The sequence below is a fragment of the Acidimicrobiia bacterium genome (genome assembly GCA_009694375.1).
Taxonomy (GTDB): Bacteria; Actinomycetota; Acidimicrobiia; order Acidimicrobiales; family VFJN01; genus VFJN01.
Genome location: SHVB01000009.1, coordinates 54,981 through 70,330 on the forward strand (window position 1 = coordinate 54,981; position 15,350 = coordinate 70,330).

A 15,350-nucleotide genomic window follows, 5' to 3' on the forward strand; every position below is an offset into this window, starting at 1 on the left:
TTGCCGGTGATCTAACACCCTCGGAAACTTACCTCATCCTGGGAAAAAGTAATTAGGGGTTGATGATGAACAAATCTGTACTCGTGATGAACAAATCCTAGTAGTCTTATTGAGGGTGAAATAAAATTGCGTGAAAGAATTCGCACGGGAGGCGGGAGAAAGATGCAAGGGCGAACACATCAGCGTCATGCCTACTGGGCAAGGGCGAGTTCGGCGCCGGTCCGGGCAAGTATTGCAATTCTCGTACTCCTAGGAGCCGTCTGGCTCGAAGGCATCGTAGTGGGGCTTTTGGTGGGGGTATCCGGGCTGAGTCTGGGTCTGCTCATGAGGGCAAGTCCCGCCGATACCTCGAGGCCGGTGGTCAGTCGTGCGCGGTTTGAACAGGAGCTCGAGCGAGCACGACGTCTTGGTCATTCCCTGGTTCTCCTGAGGATCCCCCTCGCAGGAGCGGTGGCGCACGCGCGGCTCTCCCACCCAGCCCAAGGCCTGTTGGCTACCCGTCGAATAGATCTCGTCTGGATGGAGGGGAGCGATCTCTTCCTGACGTTGTGCGACACGCGTGACACAGGAGTGGATCTTGTCTTGGGTCGAATCGCTGAACTGGGGATAGATGTGCGCGACGCTCGTTACTCTGTCTTCCCCGACTCGGCGATGACCTCCGGCGCAATGTGGCGAAGTATCGAAGAATCTTCGTCAAGGGAGATTCGTCGTGGGGCATGAGCATTCGTCGCTTGCCTGGGCATGTTGAGCTCTCACGCCGAGCACAGTGCGCTGGTCATTCACCGGCGTGCCCATGGCCCTGTCGGATACCAACAGGTGAAGCGCGTGATGGATGTTGCGTTGGTTCTGTTGGTTTTCCCTCTGGTGCTTGTGGTGATACTGGTCTGCGCCCTTGTCGTACGGTTGGACTCTCCTGGGGGGGTTATCTTTTGGCAGATGCGCACGGGTCGGGATGGGAATCAATTCAAGCTCTACAAGTTCAGGTCGATGGTGCAGGATGCCGAGAACCTGAAGGCGGGGCTGGCCCATCTGAATGTGCTCCCCTTCCCCGACTTCAAGATCCCCGACGACCCCCGGGTTACCCGAGTCGGGCGATTTCTTCGGCAGACGAGTCTCGATGAACTCCCACAGCTTTGGAACGTGCTGCGCGGTGAGATGACGCTGGTGGGTCCGAGGCCAACGTCGTTCGGTGCGAACACATACGAACTTTGGCACACTCGACGATTGGAGGTCCGCCCCGGCATTACTGGTCTCTGGCAGGTAACGGCCCGAAACGGTTCCACCTTTGATCAGCGGTTACGTCTTGACCTGGCCTACATCGAATCAGCCTCGCTGGGCACCGACCTGCGGATACTGGCCGCTACGGTGGGGGCGGTCTCTGGGCGCTCGGGCGAGTGAACCTCCGCGACCGTAGCGAGCCCCATAGCCCGAAGAGATAGCAGTGAACTCTCCCATGAGACGTGCCGGTCGGGGTTCGCTTTGGCAGAGTGGACGGGTGAAACAGCAGTTGGTGCGGATCTTGATGGTGGCTTTTGTCGCCGCCGTCGTGTTCTGTGTGGTCGGGCCGAGTCCTGGGCCGCAGTTCGACAGCGTGGCGTCGGGGCTCCGAGAGGTCAAAGCGGAGGCGCAGTCAGCAATGCCGTTTCGACTAGGGGCCGGTGTCCCCGGGAGAAGCATGATTGGCGCCGCCGGAAGGCTTGATGTTGGGGAATTGGCCAACATCATGATGTTCGTACCCTTCGGCGTGCTTTTTCCGGCCCGCTGGCCACGACGGCGCCGCTGGACGATCCCGGCGGCGGTGGTGCTCGCCCTAGCGATTGAGATCACGCAACTGGTGTTCCTGCCCTGGCGCACGCCGAGCATGGCTGACATTGGTTGGAACACCGTGGGGGCAGTCCTGGGCTTCGCGCTATGGATCATTGTGATTGGCCCTTTCAGCCAACGACTGGGGGCGGGCCTGAGCGACGCTGGGCAAGGTGCCAGGCGACCTGGGCACTGAGCCCATGGCTAAGAGAAGTTTGAGGGGACCACCCTAGGAGTTTGAGGGCCACGGTGCTGTCGCCACCGGTGCGGTGCACGTCACCCGGCTGCTCCGGCTGAAGATCGACCGAAACCGATCCCTCGACCGCCGTACCCACCATCTCGATCAGTTCTGACATGGTCACCGAACCACCAGCGCAGATGTTGATGACTTCTCCCGCGGGAAGCGGTTGACGGGAAGCCAGTAAGTTGGCGGCGACGACGTCACCCACATAGGTGAAGTCGCGCACGTGTGATCCGTCCCCGTAGAGAGGGAAGGGTTGCCCGTTCAGGGCTGCCTCGATCAGCCGGTGGGTAGCCATGTCGGGGCGCTGCCGGGGGCCGTAGACCGTAAAATACCGCAGCGACACGGTGGGAACGCCGTAATTGCTGGCGTAGAGACGGCAAAGATGTTCGGCGGCGAGTTTCGTAACGCCGTAGGGGCTATGCGGATCGGTGGGTGAGGCTTCGCTGGTGGGGTACTGCTGGGCGTTTCCGTACACAGATGAACTGGAGGCGTACACAAACCGACGGAGAGGTAACCCCCGCGTCGCTTCGAGTAGTCGTTGGGTGACCAGCAGATTGCACGATTCGTATTCCGCAAAGCCCTCGGCCCAGGAGAGTCGGACGCCGGGTTGCGCGGCCTGATGGAACACCACCTCGACGTCTTCCAAGAGGGAAGCCAAATCGGTGGTACGAAGATCAGCCTCGTGGAACTCAAAGGCTCCGCTCCGTCGGGCCTCGGCGAGGTTGGCTTCCTTAGTGGCGCGGTCGTAGTACGGCGTGAAGCAGTCGATGCCGCGAACGTGCCGACCATCGGCGAGGAGTGCTTCGACGAGGTGGGATCCGACAAAACCCGCCGCGCCGGTGACTAGTGCAACATCCATCGCACCTTATTTATCAGAAGGGGAAGGTTTGTGCCCTGTGCAAGGTACGGGTGCGCCAAACGGCTCCGGGTGATCCTGGCGCTCCTGGGGGCCGGGCCGTAGCGTGGAGTTTCGTGCCTGTTCAGCCGCTCGCTCGAACCCCCCAATGTCGTACCGGGCTGGCCGGGACCTCATGCCACCCCTCGGGTCTCGATACCGAGTCGCGATGACCAATGAACGCGACGACTATGTTCCTGATCTCCATGCGCTTAGGAGGGTCGACTGGCGGTTTCTTCTCCCCAGCGTTGAGGTGCACCGGATTCTGGTGACCCAGCCCATGAGGCGTCGCTACGGCCCGGGGCTAGAGGTGGAAGGGGTGGAGGTCGGGGAGATTGCTGGTGTGGCCGACGTCGATGGCGCCAGCGCTGACGCGGTTGCCTCTCATCCCGATCCCATCGTGGTGGGCGAGTTGGTTCGTCGACGGCCCGATCTGCCGATCTACGTTGAACTTGGCCCCCGCCAGATCGTGGATCCTCGCTGGTGGATGCTGTTGCGCCGTCACCCCGGAACATGCTTTCTGGCCTTTCCAAACCATGAGCGGCGGCGGGCCTTCGTTCCGGTGGACGACCGTCGTGCGCTGGGCTGGTCCATCGCCAGCAAGGGGGGCATGGCGGCCAGCTTTGCTCGAATCGGCTGGGCTGACTCGGCGCTGGTTCGGGCGACCGTGGCGAAGGTTGCGCCTGCTCGAGCGGTGCTTCTGTCTCCCACCCCAGCGCTTCATTCGATCGGAGCGTGGTTGGAGGGGGAGGTGTTGCTTGGCGACGTGGAGAGGGTGCCAGCGTCCCACATCTTGGTAACCCCCCGATTCTCCACGTCACGCCATGTTGTGGTGCTGGCGGGGCGGGACGACCCCGAAGTGGTCGTCAAGACGACGCGACTGGCCGGATCGGGGGTGGACCATGAGGTGGCGGCGTTACGGGCATTGTGGGCCGCCACCAGGGGCCGTGACGTGGGTGCGCCGCGCGTGCTGAAACACGCGACATGGGGCCGACGAAGGATCTTGGCCGAGACGGTGGTTGCCGGGACTCCGGTGACGGCCGCCTCGGCCGCTCAGCATCCGGAGGCCATCGCCACTGAAGTGACCTCGTGGATATTGGGGCTGCCGCGCGGTGGAATGACGGGCGGTGCTGAGCGCCTTTCGACCCTTCTGGACGGTCCACTGGCGCGGTTAGCGGTGGCGGGAGGGCCAGCCGAGGAACAGCTCGTGGAGGCCACTCGTGGCGCGGTGATCCACCTCGCCGAACGTGAACTCCCCGCCGTGTTTGAGCATGGCGACGTGAGCGCACCCAACATTCTCCGCACTGGCGGTGGGCTGGCGCTCATCGACTGGGAGCTTTCCCAATCGGAGGGTCTCCCAGCCCACGACCTCTTCATAGCCCTCGGGTTTGTGGCGCGCTCCTCCAGCAATCTCGATGGCTCACGGGCGCTCGCGCACGCATTCCTGGGGGCTCCCCCCGGATGGGTCCATGCCCAGTTGCGGCGCTACCAGAGGGCTCTCGACCTCCCCGCCGAAGTGTTGCCAGCGATGTTTGTCTGCTGCTGGGCGCGGGTCGCAGCCGCCCATGCTGAGCGCGCTGCGGTAGGCGGGCTGGACCTCGCCTGGTGGAGAGCGCAGCCTGCGTCGACGCTCTGGCGTACCGCCATCGAGCGTCCCGCGTTGTTGTCATGGATGGGGTGAACAGGCGAGCATGATGGGCGGAGGCGGGCTGCTCCGGGCGAGCATCGGTGGTCGGGGGTAGTTCCCGGGTCGGCTCAGGCTTCTACACTGGGGCTTCGGCGGGGACCGGTATGTCAAGGGCGAGGAGGCAGGCGCGTGGAGCTAGGGGGGCTGATGCCGATTGCGCGACGGTATTGGGGCGTTTTTCTGGCAGTGGCTGTGTTGGCAGGTGGCATTGGGTATCTCGCCACCAGCCAGGCTGGGGTGAGCTACCAAGGGAAGGCCCGGGTTCTGGTGGGGCCGATCAATGGCGACAAGACCACCCTCGACGCGGCAACGCAGTTGGCGCAGACCTACGCAGAGTTGGCCACAAGTCAGCCCCAACTCGATGCTGCCGCCGGTCGCCTGGGCCAAAAGATCACGGGTGACGAGCTACGGGACTCGCTCGCAGTGACGGCCGATGAGGCCACTCGTCTGATCACGATCCGCTCCACGGCAGCGAACCCTGCGTTAGCGAACAACATTGCCAACGAAGCGGCGGTGCAGTTGACCCTGATCTCGCCGCCGGACCCGAATGCCCCCGCCGGCGGAGTCTTGATTATTGATCGTTCGCTCCAGGCCGAGGCTCCTTCGCAGCCCTCCGCAATGGTTTTCGCCGCCGTCGCCGCTGTTTTCGGGGCCGTGTGTGCCTTGGCGATGGCCGCACTGCTCGTAGCGACATCCAAGCGTGTGCGCACCGCGCCTCGGCTACGAGCAGTGACCGGGTGGGAGATGATCACGTCCGTGGCACCGCCGCTCAGCCTGGACTACCCCTTATCGGATCCGGGGAGGGCCGGCGATGACGCGTCGTTTCGGCGGATGTCGGCCTTTGTCGACCATCGGGTTCGATCCCAAGCGGGACGATCAATCGTGGTGGCGGGGGTGGGGGTGGGTGACGATGGGCCTGGTGTTGCGATCCAGTTGGCCGCCACCCTGGACCGCAGTGGGCACCGCGTTGTGTTGTTGCTCAGTGGCGGGACCCCTGATTCTTCGGGAGTTCAGGCTCACCTCGGTGGGCTTGACGTGCAGGTTCGGTCCGTGAACTTGGCCGATCCCCTCAATCCAACAGTGGATCACGTGATGGCGCGTGAGATGCTGGCCACCTGCGACGGTGACGTGGTGGTGGTGGCCGCCGCGCCAGTGAACGAGTCGGGGGAGACCCTGGCGTGGGCAACGGTCGCTGATTCGGTAGTGGTCGTCGCATCCTTCGATCGGCTGATGGAGCGCGCGGCGCGTGATGCGGCCTCGGCGATGCGGATCGTGAACGCCAATGTTGATGGTGTGGTGCTCGTGGTGGAGAAGACCCGATGGCGCGCCTGGACGAGACGATAGGGTGCGGCGTCGGAACCAGCGCTGGGCCGGTCCGAACGCCAACCTGACGGACATGGCGTCGGCAGCCAGTTTGGTTAGGGCACGGTGGACAACTGTCGAGTAGAGCTCAAATCCCTGCGCCTTTCCCCCGCCAGCACCCAGATGGTGGAGTTGGCCAAGCTCAGGATTGTCCAGAAGTAACGCTGGTACGAGAGATGGAGAAACACGGCGGTTAACATGTACGCAGCCAAGGCGAACAGGAGCGATGATGCCAGTGCCGCCAGCTGGGGATCCCGGGTTCGCCAGTAACGTTGGAGGTTGGCCAACTGGTAGGCCGTAACTCCGACGGCACCCAGCAGCATGGCGATCCCGAAGGCACCGAGGTCGGCCGCCACCTCCAGGTACATGTTGTGAGCCCGTCGGTTTTTGTCGAAGAACCTCAGGTTGAGCTCGTTCCCAGCCTTCTGCGAATAATCCACGAAGTAGCGGCCGGGCCCGACCCCGGTGAGGGGGTGGGCGACGAAGGTGTTCCACGCCGCCAGGTTTGAGGTAGCGCGCCCCACCACCGCCCCATCGGCTTTTGGCGTGTCAGAGTTGGATTGAGGCGAGCCGATCTCGGTGAGCGAACTGAGTCTGGTGACGTAGTCGGGCTGAAAATTGATTAGCGCAAGCCCGACGATACCTATGCCGAGGAGGGCATGTCGGAACCGGATGTACCCGCGCATGATGAGCATCACGAACATCACGCCGGCTGCGACCATTGCGCCTCGCGAGAACGTGAGCAACACTCCAATAAAGATCGCTATTCCGCAGCCGGCGGCCAAGATGCGCAGGCGGCGGTCTCGCTCGTACTTGGCCCGGAAGAAAGCGAGCGGTGCGGCCATAAGCAGAACCTGCGCGTAACGGTTTTGCTCCCCTATTGACCCACTGAGGCGCGGTCGCAGCACCGCCGTCCCTTGTTTTTCATCCACCTTGAAGCCCTGAGTGGTTACCTGGGCGAGCCCTCCGAAGTTGTTCTGGTAGGCGTGGGTTGCCTCCTGCACCAACGAGAGCGACCCAAGAAGGGCACTGGCCAGAATGATGGCCCAAATAGCCCGTCGAACAGTGCCGGGGGTGCGCACCGAATTACTCACGAGCAGGTAGAGCAGGAGTCCCTCGATGAGGAAGTCGCCGATGGGTCGTACGGCGGGTCCGACTGCGGCGGATGTCGCTGCCGCCACCAACATGCTCACGAGGTAGCCAAGGAGGAAAGTCAGAGCCGACGTCACCACGATCGGTTCGCGGCACACGATGACCCGGTGGAGCAAGGGGATGCAGAGGATAAGGACGAAGCAGCCCGCCAGTAGGGCCGGCGCTCCATGGAACTGGGCAGCTACGGCCAGCAGGTTGGCCCAAATGGCGAAGAAGAAAGCAAGGGTGGCGATCTCGGGGTGCCAGAGCGTGGCCAACACGAAGCCGACTGCGATGAGGCCAAGCACCAGCAGCCCCGGCCCCACCAGCAGGCCCACCAGCGTGGCCACCACCAGACCGAGAACGATTGCCGCCAGCTTTTTTGGTGATCCAGCATTCCGATCTGGCTCCCATTCCTCGAGGGCCTCGGCGTCCGCTGGTGTTGCCAAGGATGGTGTTGTCATTACGGGACCGCCGTGGGCTTGATCTCGTTGACGGCGTTGGAGGCAGGCGCGTGAGCACGGAGGGGCGACCAGCGTCGCTTGGTGCGCCTCGCATCCAGGAAGGTCCCAATGAGTCGGCCTTGGGCCCGGTGCAGATTGCTGGTGCTCTCCTCCACTTCCTCCCGGCGCGAGCCTGCCTGTCGTGCGACAAGGACCGTGGCATCAGCGACCGATGCCCACACGAGGGCCGTCAGGGAACTCGGCGCTGGTCCGGTGTGGATCACTACGACATCGGCATGTTTCTGGAGGTCCTGCACCAATTTGTTCGCCTTGGTCGCATCCATCTTGCCCGAATCCAGTGAGTTGAAGGGGGTGACAACGAGCAACTGCCGACCTCCTCGCAACGGGACCGAGGTGGGTTGTGAGGCCTCGCCGGTGGGGGTGGTGTTGAGCCCGAGAAGGGCAGCGATTTCCCCCCCCGAAGGATCTGTATCGGCCAGCACTACCCGCTCCCCGAGGTCCACCAGGTTGGCGGCGATGTTGGCGGCGATGTCTCCGGTACCGATGGTAGAGCTGGTTCCGGTGATGACGATTGTTCGGAGCGGTTCGTTGAGGTACTGAAGTATCGACAGGTTGGCGGCGGCCGTTTGAAACGAGATTGCCGTTTTGGAGTTGCTGATTCCGGAAACGACCAGCCGTGCCTCGGCCGTGGTGCCTTTGGCTTTGGGCCGTTGCGGTCCCAGTACGGCGAGTACCGGTACGCCAGCCAATTCGGCCAGTTCGGTGGCGGAGCGGATCCGGCGACTGAGTTGCTCAGCCGCCAGCAGGAGGGCGGTCGCCCCGATGATGCCAGCGAGACCACCGAGCACCGTGATCACCTTTACCTTGGGGGCCAAAGCGGCCGCCGCCCTCGTCGCTGGCTCAACCACGGTGATCTGGCCCTCGGCCTTCACGTCTATGGCGGAGCTCTCACTGGCGGCAATGTCGGCGATCTGTGACGCGATCTGGTTGGCGACCTTGTCAGGGTTTGCGGAGTTTGAAGAAAGCACCGTGATGTTCAACAGACGCGTGATCTCACTTCCGGAAGCCGTGGCGCTGATCACGTCAGTCGGATTTATCTTGAGCTTCGACCGGGCGGCCGCCAGGGTCGTCTCGCTCTGCACCAGTTCCGCGTAGGTGAGCACCAGTCTACCGGAAGCGCGGAGGATGTCTGAGGGGGCATTGATGGGGCCCACCAGCAACTGCGCGCGAGCCTCATAGGTGGGGGTGGTATTGAGGGCCACGTGGCGAGCCAGGCCTGCGCCGAAGACGGCGGCGATGAGCAGGATGTACCACGATCTTTTGAAGATCCAAGTGAGTTGACTCGGTTCCACGCCGTCTCCTGAGGCTGTGAGAAATGCGCTAGTCGTTGGGGATGACTATCCGCATGTGAGAGATAGATCCTTACGATCCTTCGGGGTGGTCGGTCGGATCGTGGAGAGAAGTGTCGACGGATCCGGGTTTCCTGAGGAGGTTACCAACTAGTGGGATTTGTAGGAGTTCTGGGAATGTCGCGCTGATGTCGAGTTCGTGGCGACCGATGGCGAATACAGCAAGACAGGCCACCGCTGCGAGGCTGCCGGCTACCACGGGAGTGGGAGCGGTGAGTAGTTGCACCCCACCAAGAATGGCGATCGACGCGACAATCACGAGATAAATCTTTGCGTACGAGAAAGAAAAAGTCCCGATGCCTCGGCGGGACCGCAGCCCCAACTGGTTGAGCAAGTTGTAGACCACCAGCGTGGTCAACGTGCTTACCGCCGCTCCCATCGGGCCGTACCGGGAGATCAGCACGAGGTTCAGCGCGATGTTAACGATACCGGCGACGGCGGAAACCCCCACGATGTAGCGAACCCGCCCGAGCACTTTCAGGGTGGCGGCGTTGAACCCCAGCGCCGCGCTGAAGTAGTAGCCGAAAGATACCAGGACCAGATAGATCCAAGAGTCGCGGTACTTGGCCCCGAAGAGAAGCCCGGTGAAGGTAGGAGCCATCGAGGTAGTGAGCACCAGTATGGGAAAAGAGAGCACCGCGACCCAGGCGGAGGTCTGCCAGTAGAGCCGGGCGATTCCTTCGCGGTCGTTCCTGGCGAAAAGGCGCGCCGCCAAGGGGGTGAACAGGATGCCGAAGGTGAGGAGCACCAACTGGTTCATCTTGGCCGCGGGAAGGATCACTTTGTAGGCGGCGACGGCGTCGGTCCCTCCGAACCGTCCGAGCAAGATGGCGTCGGATGTGTTGATGAGGATGAACAACAGCTCACTCGTGAGGAGCGGAAGTGTGAAGGTCATCACCTCGCGAATTGGCAGCGATAGCGATCGGGGGTGCGCGTGCACCAGCAGCCCGCGCTTTCGCAGGATCTTGATTAGCAAATAGGCGTAGGTGATTGCACCAATCAACGCCGTCGTGACGTAGCCAGCGGCGAGCAACCGAGGTCCCCCGCTACTCACCAGGAGCAGGCCCGCTACTGCGAGGCGCATCGCCGGGGTGAGGATGTTGCGACGGAAAAAGATCGAGCGAGGCTCGGCAAGGACCGCAAAGAGATTGCCCATCATTGCGTCAAAGGCCTGGATTGGCGCCAAGAGGGAGAGGATCAGAAGGACGGCGACGGTCTGGCGATCATCGATAAGGGAGCCGGATATCCAACTCTGCAATCCGATGACTCCGATGACGAAGAACATCCCGAGTCCGACGATGGTCGTCAACTGCATGGCGATCGTGCCGAACATCTTGTCGTACTGGTGGTCCTCGTCGTAGATCGCGACGAAGCGAGTTATCCCTCGGTCGATGCCAAGGGTGATCAGCGTGGACGCCGTTGCGACCAGCGAGAGGGCATAGGCGAAGGCGCCGTACTCGCTTGTAGTCAACTCGCGAACGATGACGATCTGCACGACCAAGGAGACGAGGACCGAAATGACCTTCCCCGCCAGGAGGAGCGAGGAGCCTCGGATCTGTCTTTCGGTCTCACCGGTGGCAGATGGCTTCGCCGCCTCAGGCGGGCCGGGAACCGAAGTCATCGTGTTCTGCGTCGGGCTCTGACCGACGCGATCTCGACCAGGGCTTCGTGGAGGACTCCCGCAGCACCGATGGTGGTGTCAAGAACCATGGCGTTCGGTCGTGCCGCCGCGAAGGTGAGGTACCGCTGGCGCTGCTCTGCCAGTTGTTGCAGGTTGTGCTCACCCTTGCGTTGGTAGAGAACTTCGGCGGGCGCATCAAGCACGATGATCAGATCCGGGGTGAGGCCGGTCCGTCCGATGATCGCCCGTCGGGTTGCTGCTCGCCCAGAGGTTCCCGCCGGCGCCAGGAGGGCGTCGTAGGGGTGGCGGTCGAAGATGACATCCCGACCGGCAGATCGGTGCCACGCCGCGATGGCGCGGGTACGGGTCAAGCGTGCGACGACTGTCGCCGTTGCACCACCGGGGAAGAGGTGCCGCTGATGCTCGGTCTTGGGGTACGGGCCTGCGTACAGACTGCGGCCCGGAAACTCGGAGGGCATGGCAACGAGGAGGGACGCCGCCAGCGTTGATTTCCCGGCGCCATCGGGCCCGAGGAGCGCCACGGCGATTCCGCGTTTGCGTTGGGACCGGGATTTCATCACGACCAGGGCTCGAAAAGGCTGCGTATCACCGGATTATGGTCCGCAGGGAGGGTGTTCTTCAGCAACCGCTAGCCGCAGTGTTCTTCGATGGCCCGGAAGGTTGTCTCGATCGGGATCGGGTAGGGATGCTCGACCACGAAACATGGTAGGTCGGCGAAGGCGGCCCGCAGCAAGGAACGCTCGAGTTCTTCAGCGTGCTCGATCGCGGCATGATGACGGTGGGGGAAGGCGAAGCGAGCTGCCAACTCGGTACCAAGGACGTTCAGCCGGTGGTGCTGATGGGCAAAGACCATGCGGTCGGCCACCTCCTCGCCACTAGTAGGCGCGACATGCACATCAGGGGCATCGACGCTGAGGAGCAAGAAGGCTCGGTCGAGATGTCCGCGCCCGGACCATCCCTCGGCTCCGAAGAGGGCCGAGGGATCCATGTCGACGTGGCGTCGCGGCCGAGCGGCTCCAAGGGCACGGCTGAGGGAGCGAGCACCAGGCACCCCATGATCGGCGGCCCGGCGGGCCGCCTGGCCGGTGCCGTCAGCGGCGCGCCATGCACCGAGGCGGAGTCGCGTGGGCAATCCCACCGCGGCACGATGCTGGGGCAACTGCTCGAGGTGCCAGTCCTGGAGTCGGACGGGCTCAGGTATCCCGTACATGGAACCGTCGTCGGTGATGTAGCACCACTCGTCGGCCACTGCGACCGCTCCGTGGGCCATAAATCCGAGCAGGGTTTCGGTCTTGCCGCTCTTGCGCCATCCGGCGGCGACGATCCCCTCGCCGCGATAGTTGAAGGCGGAGGCGTGCAAGGGGAGCACTCCCTTGTTCAATAGCGCCAGGTTGACTAGCGGTATCAGCATCGGCACCTCACGGATACCCCGATCACACTCGATCTCGCAGCTACCTCCGAGGGTGTCGAGGGGCATCGTGATGAGAGCCGTTCCCGCCGCGGTGCGGCGCAGCAGGACGAATGAGTCGTCGGTGAAACCCATCTCTTCCACGCCGATCAGGCGCAGCCTCCCCCGACGCGGGACCGCATCCACAAAGCGCACCACCAGATCGGCCTCACCTACGGGCGGATGTCCCGGGGTTCCGAGTTGGCGTTCGACGGCGGCCCCGGCCTGAGGAGAGGGGTCGATGAGCCTGACGCGTAAGAGCCCATGAAGATCGTGGTCGAGGATCACCGCTGCGTTACCTCCTCCACTCGACCGCCAGTTTGCCCGGCGGGTTGGAAAAGGGACGATACCCGCTTGGACGGGCCGCTTTCTCGGCTGAGGTGTCTTACCTACCGAAGGTCCAGTCGATCCACGCCCTTGCTCGTTCCCTATGGGTATCGACGTCGTGCCTGGATTTTTGGTCGGCCACCTCGGTCTCCCTGATGGCGCCATCAGCGCGCACTTTCATCCGGTCCCAGGCGCCTCCAGAGGTTGGAAGGGACCTCAACTGGTTGGGCTCAATCCACCGGTACCCTGGGCAAAAGCGTTCATCGGCAAGGGCTTTCGCGGGAGGGCGGCCGCCGCCCGGACCCCACCAGCGAGATTGCACGACCCGTGGTGACCGCCGCGGCGGCGCCGGTACACTGCGGTCCCGGTAACCGCAGAGGGTGGCGGGGGGCCCGAGGGCCTAACGTAACGAACTCTCGTGGTTGCTCACCCCAACGAAGACCGGAGTGGGCGGCGGGAGTGTCCCTATGGAGATCCTCTACATCACCAACGGCTTCCCGTTCCCGCTGACCAGTGGGTACCTGCGTCATTACCACCTGCTGCGGGGGCTGGCTCCGAGGCACAAAGTGACCCTGCTTTCGGTGGTGGGGAGCGGCTTCGAGCCGGACCATCGCGCCGCGCTGGATCCCTACGCCAACGCGATCCACACGTTCGGTCCGGCTGTCGGCGACTCCACTCTCGCGAAATTGGCACGTCGCGCCGAGGGGCTAGTGCACACCGTGACCAGCGGTCCCGTGGCGGCCCTGCGCTCGACGGCGGCGACGTTGGTGGCGTCAGGCCGTTTCGATGCCGCAGTGTTCAGCGGCAAGCGCACCTTCCCGGTGCTCGATGCATTGGGAGCCCTCCCGGTCGTGGTGGACCTATGTGATGCCACCTCGAGTCGTGTGCGGGGCGGCCTGCGATTCGGCACACTGACCCAACGGGCCGGCCGCCTCTTCGAACTCGTGGAAGTTCGACGGATCGAACGTTCGTTGATCCGCCGAGGCGACCACCTGGTGTTCGCGTCCGGACGGGATCGAGATTTACTGATCACGGGAGCCGACCGGAGCCGCACGACGGTGGTGTCCAACGGGGTTGATCTCGAGACCTGGACACGAAACTCGACGGTTCTGGGCGGTTCAGCGGTGGTGTTCACCGGCAAAATGGATTACCCACCGAACGAACATGCTGCCCTCCATCTCATCGAAGCCGTCATGCCGATCGTTCGGCGCTCGGTACCTGATGCCGAACTCTTCATCGTGGGTCGGGATCCGACGCCTCGGCTGGTGGCGGCGGCGCGATCGGGCACGACCGTCACGGGCTACGTCGATGATGTGCGTCCGTACCTCGAACGCGCCTCCGTCTTCGCGGCGCCGCTCCACTTCGGCGCCGGGATACAGAACAAGGTGCTCGAGGCGATGGCCATGGCCGTTCCGGTGGTGGCTTCATCGCTCGCGGCCGAGGGGGTGCGGGCCGGTGATGGGAGCGAGGCCCCCATAACGTTGGCCGAGGACCCAGCGGGATTCGCGGCAGAGGTCGTGGCTCGACTGGTGGTGGCGGGTGAGGGCGCCGCCCCGGATAGCGCGGGCCGGGATTTCGTTGAGCGGAACTTTACCTGGGCGGAGAACACCCGGCGGCTGGAGGGTGCGTTGGAAGCCGCCCAATTGGCCTGGGCGGCCCGCCGCCGAGCCGGCTGAGCCGCCGCCAAGCGACGCCTTTCGGCCGGTCCCGCGTCAGACGCGCCCGGCTCGTTTCGGTGGCCAGATGACGACCTCTACCTGCCCCGTAAGGACATCAATGGGGATCGGCCCGAAGGTGCGGCTGTCCACCGACCCGACCCGGTTATCGCCGAGGACCAGCACCATCCCATCGGGCACCTGGATAGGTCCGAAGGCTGGCGTAACGGTGGAACCGCGCCAGGGGTCGTCGATCACTTCGCCGTCGATCTCCAGGTTGTTCTCAATGCTCTGAACCACATCGCCAGGCAGACCGATCACCCGCTTGACGAGGGTTCTATTCGGCATGCCGGCCGTGGCGGCCACCTTCACCGTATCGAAGACGACCACGTCGCCCCGCTTCGGGCCGCTCACGGCGAAGGCCATTTTGTTGAGGAGGATGTGGTCACCATCGCTCAACGCCGGCTCCATCGACACGGCGGCCACCGCGTAGGGCTCGGCGACGTAGGCACGGGTGAGGCCTATGGCGAGTATCAGTGCCAGTCCGAACCCGAGTATGCGCAGACGACCCCCGCGGCGGGCGCGACTGGGCGGGGCGGCGCCGTCGGGATCGGAGGGGAGCTCGCCGGCGGGTGATGGATTCTCCGCTGGCTGCGTGAGGTACTGGGCTCGGACAATGATCTGGTTCGCCTCGGACTGCGCGTTGGTAACAATGAGGCGCGCCTCGTCGAGGGCCTCAAGCAGTTGGCGAGTGGCCTTGGCGTCGGCCTCGGCGAGGCGGGTGGCGGCAGTGCGTTCGGCCACCGAGACTCGGTTGGCGATGGTATCGTCAGACTCCTTCAGCGCGCTCGGCCCAGCGGCCTCGACGGCCTTTTCGGCGGCCCGCATGGCGGCCTGGATCAGAGCGTTGGCCTGTCGTTCGGCGTCGGTCAGCTGGACTTGGGCGGCCACCTCAGCGGCGGATAGGTCCTCCGATGCCCGACGTTTGGCGTCGTCGAGGTGCTCGGTGGCCTCCTGTTGTGCCGAGTGGCGGATTGCCCTCGCCGCTGCCTCCGCGTCGGTTAGCAGCCGTTCGCACTCTAAGAGGGTCTCATCCAGGAGATCACGTCGCAGGGCGTCTTGTTGTGCGTCGGTCAAGTCCGCCATGGGTGGCCCTCCTCCGCTACCGACGTTACCCAACCCTATGGCGGGTTCGGGTGACTGAGTGACGGACCGGGGGGGTGCGGACCGAGGCCAACACCGCACGGCGTAATCCGCGGTTGGGAATGAAGGCATAGCCTGTGG

The 15,350-nt window shown here is 63.8% G+C and carries 12 protein-coding genes; 5 read left to right on the forward strand and 7 right to left on the reverse strand.

Features of this window, described 5'->3' with window-relative positions; all coding sequences use genetic code 11:
- Positions 1-741: 741 nt before the first annotated feature.
- Both EXQ71_07535 and EXQ71_07540 read left to right on the forward strand, forming a co-directional pair.
- Positions 742-1,398 carry a sugar transferase gene (locus EXQ71_07535; GenBank protein ID MSO87355.1) on the forward strand — a complete coding sequence of 219 codons (657 nt, stop codon included), beginning with the start codon at positions 742-744 and terminating at the stop codon, positions 1,396-1,398.
- Between the two features lie 55 nt (positions 1,399-1,453).
- Positions 1,454-1,999: a VanZ family protein gene (locus tag EXQ71_07540; GenBank protein ID MSO87356.1), complete on the forward strand. Its 546-nt coding sequence runs from the start codon at positions 1,454-1,456 to the stop codon at positions 1,997-1,999.
- Here the strand turns inward: EXQ71_07540 and EXQ71_07545 are convergent.
- The gene (locus EXQ71_07545; GenBank protein ID MSO87357.1) at positions 1,935-2,906 is read right to left on the reverse strand and encodes an NAD-dependent epimerase/dehydratase family protein; all 972 of its coding nucleotides are present in this window, start codon (positions 2,904-2,906) and stop codon (positions 1,935-1,937) included. The genes EXQ71_07540 and EXQ71_07545 overlap by 65 nt on opposite strands.
- A gap of 145 nt (positions 2,907-3,051) precedes the next feature.
- Between EXQ71_07545 and EXQ71_07550 the strand changes: the two genes are divergently transcribed.
- Entirely contained in the window at positions 3,052-4,623 is a 1,572-nt protein-coding gene (locus tag EXQ71_07550) for a hypothetical protein (GenBank protein ID MSO87358.1), read from the forward strand.
- A gap of 153 nt (positions 4,624-4,776) precedes the next feature.
- On the forward strand, positions 4,777-5,973 hold the full coding sequence (locus EXQ71_07555; GenBank protein MSO87359.1) for a hypothetical protein: 1,197 nt from the start codon (positions 4,777-4,779) through the stop codon (positions 5,971-5,973).
- Between the two features lie 74 nt (positions 5,974-6,047).
- Here the strand turns inward: EXQ71_07555 and EXQ71_07560 are convergent, their stop codons facing one another.
- The 5 genes from EXQ71_07560 to EXQ71_07580 form a co-directional block, all read right to left on the reverse strand.
- Positions 6,048-7,586 carry a hypothetical protein gene (locus EXQ71_07560; GenBank protein ID MSO87360.1) on the reverse strand — a complete coding sequence of 513 codons (1,539 nt, stop codon included), beginning with the start codon at positions 7,584-7,586 and terminating at the stop codon, positions 6,048-6,050.
- Positions 7,586-8,938: a hypothetical protein gene (locus EXQ71_07565; GenBank protein MSO87361.1), complete on the reverse strand. Its 1,353-nt coding sequence runs from the start codon at positions 8,936-8,938 to the stop codon at positions 7,586-7,588. The genes EXQ71_07560 and EXQ71_07565 overlap by 1 nt, the downstream gene beginning before the upstream one ends.
- A 70-nt stretch (positions 8,939-9,008) precedes the next feature.
- Entirely contained in the window at positions 9,009-10,616 is a 1,608-nt protein-coding gene (locus EXQ71_07570; GenBank protein ID MSO87362.1) for a flippase, read from the reverse strand.
- On the reverse strand, positions 10,613-11,194 hold the full coding sequence (locus EXQ71_07575; protein ID MSO87363.1) for a hypothetical protein: 582 nt from the start codon (positions 11,192-11,194) through the stop codon (positions 10,613-10,615). The genes EXQ71_07570 and EXQ71_07575 overlap by 4 nt, the downstream gene beginning before the upstream one ends.
- Before the next feature lie 71 nt (positions 11,195-11,265).
- Positions 11,266-12,372 (reverse strand): hypothetical protein, encoded by a 1,107-nt coding sequence (locus EXQ71_07580; GenBank protein ID MSO87364.1) that lies wholly within the window; start codon positions 12,370-12,372, stop codon positions 11,266-11,268.
- Positions 12,373-12,878: 506 nt separating this feature from the next.
- Here EXQ71_07580 and EXQ71_07585 point away from each other — a divergent pair.
- Entirely contained in the window at positions 12,879-14,087 is a 1,209-nt protein-coding gene (locus EXQ71_07585; GenBank protein ID MSO87365.1) for a glycosyltransferase, read from the forward strand.
- 36 nt (positions 14,088-14,123) lie between these two features.
- On the opposite strand, the gene lepB is transcribed toward EXQ71_07585, so the two are convergent.
- Positions 14,124-15,341, reverse strand: a complete 1,218-nt coding sequence (gene lepB, locus EXQ71_07590) for a signal peptidase I (protein ID MSO87366.1) — start codon at positions 15,339-15,341, stop codon at positions 14,124-14,126.
- Between the last annotated feature and the right edge of the window lie 9 nt (positions 15,342-15,350).

Coding starts and splice junctions, on each gene's coding strand:
- EXQ71_07535 (MSO87355.1), top strand. CDS start 742: ATGTTGAGCTCTCACGCCGAGCACAGTGCGCTGGTCATTCACCGGCGT.
- EXQ71_07540 (MSO87356.1), top strand. CDS start 1,454: ATGAGACGTGCCGGTCGGGGTTCGCTTTGGCAGAGTGGACGGGTGAAA.
- EXQ71_07545 (MSO87357.1), bottom strand. CDS start 2,906: ATGGATGTTGCACTAGTCACCGGCGCGGCGGGTTTTGTCGGATCCCAC.
- EXQ71_07550 (MSO87358.1), top strand. CDS start 3,052: ATGTCGTACCGGGCTGGCCGGGACCTCATGCCACCCCTCGGGTCTCGA.
- EXQ71_07555 (MSO87359.1), top strand. CDS start 4,777: ATGCCGATTGCGCGACGGTATTGGGGCGTTTTTCTGGCAGTGGCTGTG.
- EXQ71_07560 (MSO87360.1), bottom strand. CDS start 7,586: ATGACAACACCATCCTTGGCAACACCAGCGGACGCCGAGGCCCTCGAG.
- EXQ71_07570 (MSO87362.1), bottom strand. CDS start 10,616: ATGACTTCGGTTCCCGGCCCGCCTGAGGCGGCGAAGCCATCTGCCACC.
- EXQ71_07575 (MSO87363.1), bottom strand. CDS start 11,194: ATGAAATCCCGGTCCCAACGCAAACGCGGAATCGCCGTGGCGCTCCTC.
- EXQ71_07585 (MSO87365.1), top strand. CDS start 12,879: ATGGAGATCCTCTACATCACCAACGGCTTCCCGTTCCCGCTGACCAGT.
- lepB (MSO87366.1), bottom strand. CDS start 15,341: ATGCCTTCATTCCCAACCGCGGATTACGCCGTGCGGTGTTGGCCTCGG.